This is a genomic window from Moritella sp. (assembly GCF_033791185.1).
Classification (GTDB): Bacteria; Pseudomonadota; Gammaproteobacteria; order Enterobacterales; family Moritellaceae; genus Moritella.
The window spans coordinates 1-8,811 of the sequence record NZ_JASJHF010000142.1 but is presented as its reverse complement, the minus strand read 5'-3'; the positions used below and the strand labels follow the sequence as shown (position 1 = coordinate 8,811).

Sequence of the window (8,811 nt, the reverse complement as noted above, 5' to 3'; positions counted from 1 at the left end):
TTTTTTCCCTTTTGATCACAACTACATGTAAGAAACACTAGAATAACAGCCATGTAACTAACGACTGACATTCAATCAACTTGATAGCTTAATCATACAAAAATAACCGCTAACTTACCAATTAATCATATGAATTAGGTCTTTTTTTACTTTCTAGCTTTCATTCAAAACACAAATATTTAACAATGAAATAGGAACACTTTCACTTTTTCCGCTTGCTCATTTTATAACCGAGACAATACCAGGATAATAGCGTGATATTTTCCCCTCATTAGACCCATTAACCAATTTGTGGTAGGGTTTTGCTATTCCCATGATTTGGTCTTTGTTGTATGTATCGTTTACTGTCTATAAGCCGTTTACTCTCTGTCAGGCGTTTACTTTCTGTTCGGCATTTAATCCCGATTATTATTGTACCGAGTTTGCTGTCAGCTTGTTACGGGCCAAGTGATGTAGCCATTATATGTGAAAACAACGCGGCTATTTGCGCAGATTTAAATACTGATGATTGGTGTGAACAAGAAAGAAATGAACTCATTATTAGTCGCTCTAAAGCAACACAAAATAATAACGAACCAGCACAATATGCACTATTAACCACGCTGCGTGATTATCAAGAATGCATCAAAATAGCGGCGCTAATCGAGCCAAGGACACACCCTGAATTAAAAGCTCAGCGGGTAGCAGCGATGTTGAGCACTTACGATCAACTGCAGCTATTAGAACAACAGACCCTCAACAGCAATAATCCTTATATTCTCAATTACCATTGGCAGTCACACAATAATGACACCGCCAAACAGCAATTTATTACCCTGTCTAAACAGCAAAGTTTCAGTGATCCAGCACTGTACCTCGCTCTGGCTAATATGTATGACAAAAATACCAATAAAGCTATCGATAATTTATTGAAAGGTATCAGTTTACTTGACTATAAGAGTCAGTTAGATGCAGATAGTGAGATGACGGCAAAATTATTATATGGCTTAATAACTGCTTACATGCACCAACGACATTATGCACAGGCTTACTTATGGTCACAGGTGGCGATCATTCTCGATGTTGAAAATATCAACTTAACCGTATTCAATCCGCATAAAATAACCACTATAGAAAAAGTACGGTTAGAAGAACTAGCGAGAGAGGTTGCCGAGCAAATAAAACAGCAAACGTTTACTGAAAAGAGCTATCAATATACGCAGTCATCAGCCGAGTTTTAACCTTGCGATTAAAACTCGTTATAATGGTTCGCTAACTACAGTGACAATTGCTGTACACCGCGAGCGTCTAAATAAGCCGTTAGTTCTTCAGGCAGGGCGTCATCAACTTGATAATAACAAGTACAAGCATGGCGCTCACAACTCAGTAGTACGATACTCAGCAATTCATTAAACTCATGATTTTGCCAGATTCCTGCATCACCAATCGTTAACCACTGCTGCATGATCGATAATGGTTGGTTAAGCAGTAATCCTGCCGATTGCGCCGTTGTAAAATCAATAAGCGCAGTAAATGCAGCATAATTATCTTGGCGTAACTGATAGCTATTAATGCCATTTACAGTAGAACCCGCTAACGCGTTATCTAACTGGCAATGTGCTAACTGATAGTCGGCTAATAGCCAATGCGTAAATGAACCTGTATTAGCTGCATCACTCGCAAAATCAACATCGCGTAATAACACATTTGCAGTCTGGCTGTTATCCCCTGTCACAACTAGCCATAAGTAAAACTCATAACTATCACTATTGCTATCTTGCCATTCTACGGTTTGCGTTTCTTGGCGCGTCGCCGTCACAGCATCAATAACGTAAGCCGCTAAATATTGGGCTAAATGTGTTTGATACAGTGCAGCTGTTGCGGTAATATTTTTCAGCGTTAAGATAAATTCATCCTGCGCTTTATCGGCATTGAACTGTCGCTGTAATTGTGCAAGTTGCGCAGGTAAAGTAAGTGCAGCGTCGATGTTAACGGTAGACAAGCTAGACTGGCCATGCGCTAATAATTGACTCAGAATTACATCTGTTGTCGGTAATGCACTCACCATCACTGGCTTCGTAGCACCTACAGGCGTTAACGCCGCCGGAGGATTAAACACCCAGCTTTCACCCAAGGGTTCTTCACTACCTTGGTCAAGAATAACCAATTGATAACTACCAACAGCAAGCGGCTGCTCTAAACTAATTTGGTAACTTTGCATTTCCATATCATGTAAATGATAAATACCATTTAACGACCATTCAATAGGCGTAAACTCACCACTTTCAATCACGGCTTGATCTGCTCTTATTTCCCAGATCAAATCTTCAGTCACAAATTCGATCGGTAAATGCAGATCAAATTGGATCATCGCAGATTCATCCGCAATAATGACCGGAGGTAAAGCACGTAACCAAAATTGCTTAATTTGCTCTTCTAGTTTTACTTCTAACGTATCGGTAAAACCAAAATCAGCCAATGCTTGTGTAATTTGCGTAGTCGGTAACGCTTGCTCATCGCCATTGGCATTTAATTCCGTACAACTAAGACCAAGCATTTGGCCTAATTGCAGAATATGTTGTGCTGTCATTTGACACCTTAAATAGTGAACCTAGCGCTATTATACCCAATCAATACCAAGATGCGAGGTCACGCCGAATTACAAGTTGGCTGTTTCATGGGTTTTTTACCACTCTTGTCTATACTCCACTAAGACAAATGTTTATAACTGAACTGTATTATTTGAACAAATGCAGGTTCATTTAAATTGTTAATTTTAAAAGTCGATACAAATGATAGGCTTAGCATGGATATTTAACGAATGAAAATGGTATTAAAGAACACATCATAAAATTATTTATGCCATTCGAGCGACTCACTGTCTCAATTTGTGATCTCGATTTCTTACTTTCTGTAATAAATAGAACAAAAAGACATAATAAAGTGACTTGAATCAGTTAATTTTCGTAAATTTGCAACATTTTGTGATTCAACTCATACATTTTAGTATTTATTCTTGTCTTTCCATCAAAATCTTGTAAATTTACAACCAAGCAAGATTATTAATTCAAACTTACATTAAAATAATGGATACAAGTTATGACAATTAAAGTAGCAATCAATGGTTATGGTCGAATCGGCAGAAACGTACTTCGTGCATTCTACGAAGGTGGTAAAGAACAAGATCTAGAAATCGTTGCAATCAACGACCTAGGTGATTCAAAAATCAACGCTCACCTAACTAAATATGATACTGCACATGGTCGTTTCCCTGGTACTGTTGATTTTGATGCTGAAGCACTAATCATCAACGGCGACCGTATCAAAACTTTCTCAGAACGCAATCCAAAAGACTTACCTTGGGCTGAATTAGGAGTAGACGTAGTACTAGAATGTACTGGTATCTTCGCAAGCAAAACTGCATGTCAAGTTCACCTTGATGCAGGCGCTAAGAAAGTACTTATCTCTGCACCTGGTAAAGATGTAGATGCAACTATCGTTTACGGTGTTAACCAAAACGAAATCACTGCAGACATGACTGTTGTTTCAAACGCTTCATGTACTACTAACTGCCTAGCTCCAATCGCTAAAATCTTAAACGACAACGTTGGTATCGTTAACGGCATGATGACTACTATCCATGCTTACACAAATGACCAACGTCTATCAGATGTTTATCACTCAGATCTATACCGTGCACGTGCAGCGGCAATGAACATGATCCCAACAAGCACTGGTGCTGCAGCAGCAGTTGGCCTAGTAGTTCCTGAACTACAAGGCAAATTCCAAGGTATGGCGGTACGTGTACCAACAATCAACGTTTCTCTAGTTGACCTTACTTTTGAAGCTGGCCGTGATACTTCTCCTGAAGAAATCAACCAACTTATCACTGATGCAGTAGCTGCGGATCCAATCCTAGCCCGTGCACTAGCTGTTAACAACGAACCACTAGTTTCAATCGACTTCAACCACGATGCACACACATCTAACTTTGATGCGACTCAAACTAAAGTTCAAGGCAAACTTGTTAAAGTTATGTCTTGGTACGACAATGAGTGGGGCTTCTCTAACCGTATGTTAGATAACGCTATCCTACTTATGAGCGCTAAATAATTAAAGTTAACTAATCGTTAACGTTAATTAAATTATAATGCTAAAGGCGACCATTAGGTCGCCTTTTCTATGTTGGGGATTTTATGTCATATCGCGATGCAATCACGGGTCAAATACCGTTAACTGAGCACATTAATTTGATCACCAGTAATGGTCTCAAATACCTGCATATTACTCATCCTAAAGCGCATGCCCGTCTCAGCTTGTTTGGCGCGCATTTACTTAGCTTCATACCAGCAAACTCAGCGCCAGTGATATGGATGAGTGATGATGCTATTTTTAATGGTGTAAAAGCGATCCGCGGTGGCGTACCTATTTGCTGGCCTTGGTTTGGTCCAGCACAAGAAAGCCCGACTGTTCAACCGTTAGCACAAACAAAAAATTTTCCCTCGCATGGTTTTGCCCGTAATAGCCATTGGCAATTACTTGACAGTCAAAGTGATGCTGACAGCTGCTGCGTTCGTCTACAGCTGACGTCAAGCTCTGAAACGAAAAGGTTATGGCCGCATGAGTTTAATCTAATTGCTGAATTTATTATTAGCGATACCTTAACGATCAATCTACTAACCGAGAATACCGGTAACAGTAGTTTTGACTATGGCGGCGCGTTACACAGTTACTTCCAAATTTCACAACCCGATGCAATACAAGTACAAGGTTTAGATAAAAACAATCTAGAGCCGCGTACATTAGTCGGAGATGTGGATATTGTTTGTGCAAACCCAACTGCCACAATTACCCTAGAAGATAAACAACTTCAGCGTAAAATTGCTATCACGAATGAAGGCAATAATGCCATGGTTGTTTGGAACCCTTGGCAATCAGGCGCAAAAGCCTTTGTCGATATGCCAGATGACGGTTATCAAACGATGTTCTGTTTAGAACCTGCCATAATAGGTAAGCAAGCGGTAACGGTTGCGCCAGGCGCAAGCCATACACTAACAACAAAACTCAGTGTCGTAGACCTTTAACCACTGCAAAATGTCAAGATGAGCACTTGCTAAATGTAAAGTGCTCACTTTAAAATAATATACATGCTGTTACGACACGGTCATCGTAATGCTAATGGCACCACGATACTCTCATCAGCGATGCCTTTGGCCGCAAGAAGAAGATTATCTACTTGCTGAGTAATACTGTACTTACTCATGTCTTGACCCGTTAACAAACGCCCTAGTTCTGCAAGTTGCTCGCTTAAATGTTTATCATTAAGCACTTGTTCTTTATCTCGTTGTGATAGCTTTGATGCTACCGCGTCTTTGATACCACTGACCTGAGACTGAAAATCTAATGCGGTTAACTCTTCCGTACCCAAATAGCTATTCAACGAACTTAAATGATCACGGTATTTAATCACCACACGTTCTGCCGATGTTTCAATTCTTGATTTAACCCAGACCACTTCTTTGGCAATACTCGTTGCTTGCTTGATTTGATTGTAGGCATGACTGAGCTGTTGTTGGATAGCAGTATTATCGCGTGGATTTTTTTCAATTAATCGCTCTAAACGATACAACCGATTGAGGGCTCGACTATAGCTTTCAGGCACAAGATCCTGATCGAGTAAATTAAACTCATTGGTCGGTAAGCGTAATACTTTACGCTTTATCATGTCCACTTCAAGGGCTTTATAATCACGTTCTAATTTAACTTTTTGATGCTCTAAACCAAGCCCAGTGCCACGGCTTTCAATTAACCCTGCAAATTGGCTTGTCGACTTTCGCAATTTATCAAGCGGCGCTTCAAAACCATCAATATCGACATTTTGAATAAATTCATCATGGTCACGGATAATGGCTAATAATGGCTCTGTCATTAGCTTAGCCTGAAAAGATTGATTCATACGCTGTACAAATACTGCAGTGCCCGCTTCAATATCTTCGCTACCAGTATTTGAAAACCAGCTTCCACCACTGGGGGTATAATTTTCATACATAGTTAATAATTCGTCACGCTTGTTAAGAGCCAAGTTAAAATGCACTGGGGCGTAATAAGCCAAATCTTCTGTGTTACCGCGTTGATAAAGTATCTCTACGGCATTCATGGCTGCATTTACAGCATTCATATCTTCTGATGCAGCGGCAGACATAGCAACACCATCACTACTGCCGGTAAATTCGGTCAAAGATACACACCCAGAAAACAAACTCGTCGCTAATATGACACCTGAGAGTTTTACCGATAATTTGAATTGTCGTTTGATTGGTAACGTAATTGGCATGAACATCTTCCTTTTGCTCGAGACAGACTTAAATTAACTCGTACAGCATACGCCGCCACGATCAAAAAAAGGCACGAACAAAAGATAAATGCGACCAAGCGTTATAAAACTACACTTGGCTCAATACTAAGCAGGAAGAAGGTATGAGCAGTATCGTTTACATTTCTAATACGGCTCATACTTAACAATGGTTAAGCGAGTACACTCAGTAGCGCTTTAATCGGGTGGTTGAGTCGTACTTCGTCAATTCGCTTGACCTGACTACGACAAGAATAGCCTGTGGCTAAACAACGAGATGCATCACGTTGTGCTAAAGCATGCTTCCAACTTTGCCCATAAATGGCTTTTGATGCAGCGACATTTTTGGCATCATGGCCATAACTCCCCGCCATCCCACAACAGCCTATTGCTACCGTTTCCAACGCTAAGCCAAAATCACTAAATACACGTTGCCACTCTTGCTCTGCCGTTGGCTTGTTAGTCTTTTCGGTACAATGCGCAAACAGGTAATAAGGTTCCGCCTGCGACTCCTGGCTATTAATAGCTTGGCCACTAACCGCCTCGCGCAAATGTACTTGAGCATTATCCGTTAACAACCACTCTTGAATAAGCTGAACAGAAAAATCACCGCGTTTCTCGGCAAGAATTTGTTTATATTCATCGCGATAACAAAGCACCAATGCAGGATCAAGACCCAGCATCGGCATATTAAGGTCATGTAAAGAATTTAAAAATTCTGCAGCTGTGGCAGCCGTCTTAGCAAATTTAGCTAAGAAGCCTTTCACATGCTGCGGTTTTCCATTGGGTTTAAACGGTAACAGCACAGGTTTTAAACCTAGCTTTTCAATCAGCGTAACCAGTGTAGTCACTAATTCAGCTTCATAAAAACTGGTAAACGGATCTTGAACAATTAATACATGTTTGGCTTTATCTTCGGCACTTAAACGCTGTAAATATGCTAAATCAAAACTTTGAGCATAATGCCCGCGTAATGATTCCGCTAAGGTTGGCGTACTTAATAACGGGATATTAACCATGCCTATCGTATGCTTGGTCGCGGCTTGCAACCAGTCTTGACCTAACCAGAAATTAAAGAACTTCGGCATCTTTGCCATTATCGGCGTATAACTTTCAGAGTAGCCAACGGCAAAATCTTTAACCGGACGTAAATAGCGGCTGTGGTATTGATCGATAAAACGCGATCTAAACTCTGGCACATCTACTTTAACAGGGCATTGCACAGTACAGGCTTTACAGGCCAGACAGCTTTGCATGGCATCCATCACTTCATGAGAAAAATCATAACGGCCGCGGGCTTTATTCCAGCTATTTTTTAACCGGGTGGTAAAGGTAGTGATATCGCTGTTGTGTATGGCTAATTGTTGACCTAATTCATGCTCGGTCATTTCATGACAAGACAGTTGACGTAACCATTCACGCATTAAACCAGCACGGCCTTTTGGTGAATGACGGCGATCGCCGCTCTCTTTAAACGACGGACACATCGGGCTTTTAGTATCATAATTGAAGCATAAACCATTACCGTTACAATCAATTGCTTGCGGAAAACTATCACGTATCGTCACAGGGATCTGACGATCATAGGCGCCACGCTTGGTCGCATCCACAGACACTAATTGTGCCTCACTGTTAATTGGCGTACAAATTTTGCCTGGATTTAAACGGTTATCAGGATCAAATGCGGCTTTAATCTTACGTAACTCAGTAAATAACTCATCACCAAAAAACTCGGGACCATATTCTGAACGGAAGCCTTTACCGTGTTCGCCCCACATCAGCCCTTTATATTTAGCTGTTAGTGCTACCACTTTGTCTGATATTTCACGCAAGATAACTTCTTGCTGCGGATCCAACATATCCAATGCTGGACGGACGTGAAGTACACCCGCATCAACGTGGCCAAACATACCATAATGCAAGTGATAACTATCAAGCAACGCTCTGAACTCAACAATATAGTCCGCTAAATTTTCGGGAGGAACAGCAGTATCTTCAGCAAACGCTAATGGTTTAGCCTGGCCTTTGGTTGCCCCTAACAAACCCACCGCTTTTTTACGCATGCCGTATATTTTCAGTACGTCGCTTAATTGGTCACAAATTTGATAACCAATCACCCCCGCTTCACCTGCAGTCATTAGGCGATCAAGCTCTGCAGTTAAAGCGCTAATTTTTTGCTGTTGAATGTCACCATCGTCTTCGGCAAATTCGACAAAGTTAATGCCTTGCATGTCTTTGTCTGGCACATCAGTAATCAATGATTTAACCGAGTGCCAAACGATATCTTGTTTGGCTAAATTCAACACCACCGAGTCAACCGTTTCAACTGACAAGGCATTGGCTTCAATTAAGAATGGCGCATTACGCAACGCTGAATCAAAGCTGTCGTATTTAACATTTACAAGACAACGAAACTTCGGGATCGGGGTTAAATTCAGTTTCGCTTCAGTGATAAACGCCAACGAGCCTTCAGAACCACA

General features: G+C 40.9%; 6 protein-coding genes. 3 read left to right on the top strand and 3 right to left on the bottom strand.

The annotated features are described in order from the left end of the window. The first annotated feature begins 332 nt into the window (after nucleotides 1–332). A complete protein-coding gene (locus QNK26_RS08470; protein ID WP_319222209.1) occupies nucleotides 333–1,220 on the top strand; it encodes a DUF2989 domain-containing protein in 888 nt (295 codons plus the stop codon). A 35-nt stretch (nucleotides 1,221–1,255) separates the two neighbouring features. Here QNK26_RS08470 and QNK26_RS08465 read toward each other — a convergent pair whose 3' ends face one another. After that, the gene (locus tag QNK26_RS08465; protein ID WP_319222207.1) at nucleotides 1,256–2,569 is read right to left on the bottom strand and encodes a hypothetical protein; all 1,314 of its coding nucleotides are present in this window, start codon (nucleotides 2,567–2,569) and stop codon (nucleotides 1,256–1,258) included. A 509-nt stretch (nucleotides 2,570–3,078) separates the two neighbouring features. Here QNK26_RS08465 and gap point away from each other — a divergent pair. Together gap and QNK26_RS08455 are read left to right on the top strand one after the other, a co-directional pair. Beyond that, nucleotides 3,079–4,092 carry a type I glyceraldehyde-3-phosphate dehydrogenase gene (gene gap, locus QNK26_RS08460; protein WP_319222205.1) on the top strand — a complete coding sequence of 338 codons (1,014 nt, stop codon included), beginning with the start codon at nucleotides 3,079–3,081 and terminating at the stop codon, nucleotides 4,090–4,092. A gap of 83 nt (nucleotides 4,093–4,175) precedes the next feature. After that, complete coding sequence (locus QNK26_RS08455) at nucleotides 4,176–5,063, top strand: D-hexose-6-phosphate mutarotase (protein ID WP_319222203.1); 888 nt, start codon at nucleotides 4,176–4,178, stop codon at nucleotides 5,061–5,063. An 80-nt stretch (nucleotides 5,064–5,143) separates the two neighbouring features. Here QNK26_RS08455 and QNK26_RS08450 read toward each other — a convergent pair whose 3' ends face one another. Both QNK26_RS08450 and QNK26_RS08445 read right to left on the bottom strand, forming a co-directional pair. After that, nucleotides 5,144–6,313, bottom strand: coding sequence for a hypothetical protein (locus tag QNK26_RS08450; protein ID WP_319222201.1), 1,170 nt, complete (start codon nucleotides 6,311–6,313; stop codon nucleotides 5,144–5,146). A 191-nt stretch (nucleotides 6,314–6,504) separates the two neighbouring features. After that, nucleotides 6,505–8,811 (bottom strand): FAD-binding and (Fe-S)-binding domain-containing protein (locus QNK26_RS08445; protein WP_319222200.1); only part of this gene is annotated, 2,307 nt, incomplete at its 5' end.

What these genes read in the sequence shown, in the direction of transcription:
- QNK26_RS08470 (WP_319222209.1), top strand. Translation starts at nt 333, where the DNA reads ATGTATCGTTTACTGTCTATAAGCCGTTTACTCTCTGTCAGGCGTTTA.
- QNK26_RS08465 (WP_319222207.1), bottom strand. Translation starts at nt 2,569, where the DNA reads ATGACAGCACAACATATTCTGCAATTAGGCCAAATGCTTGGTCTTAGT.
- QNK26_RS08450 (WP_319222201.1), bottom strand. Translation starts at nt 6,313, where the DNA reads ATGCCAATTACGTTACCAATCAAACGACAATTCAAATTATCGGTAAAA.
- gap (WP_319222205.1), top strand. Translation starts at nt 3,079, where the DNA reads ATGACAATTAAAGTAGCAATCAATGGTTATGGTCGAATCGGCAGAAAC.
- QNK26_RS08455 (WP_319222203.1), top strand. Translation starts at nt 4,176, where the DNA reads ATGTCATATCGCGATGCAATCACGGGTCAAATACCGTTAACTGAGCAC.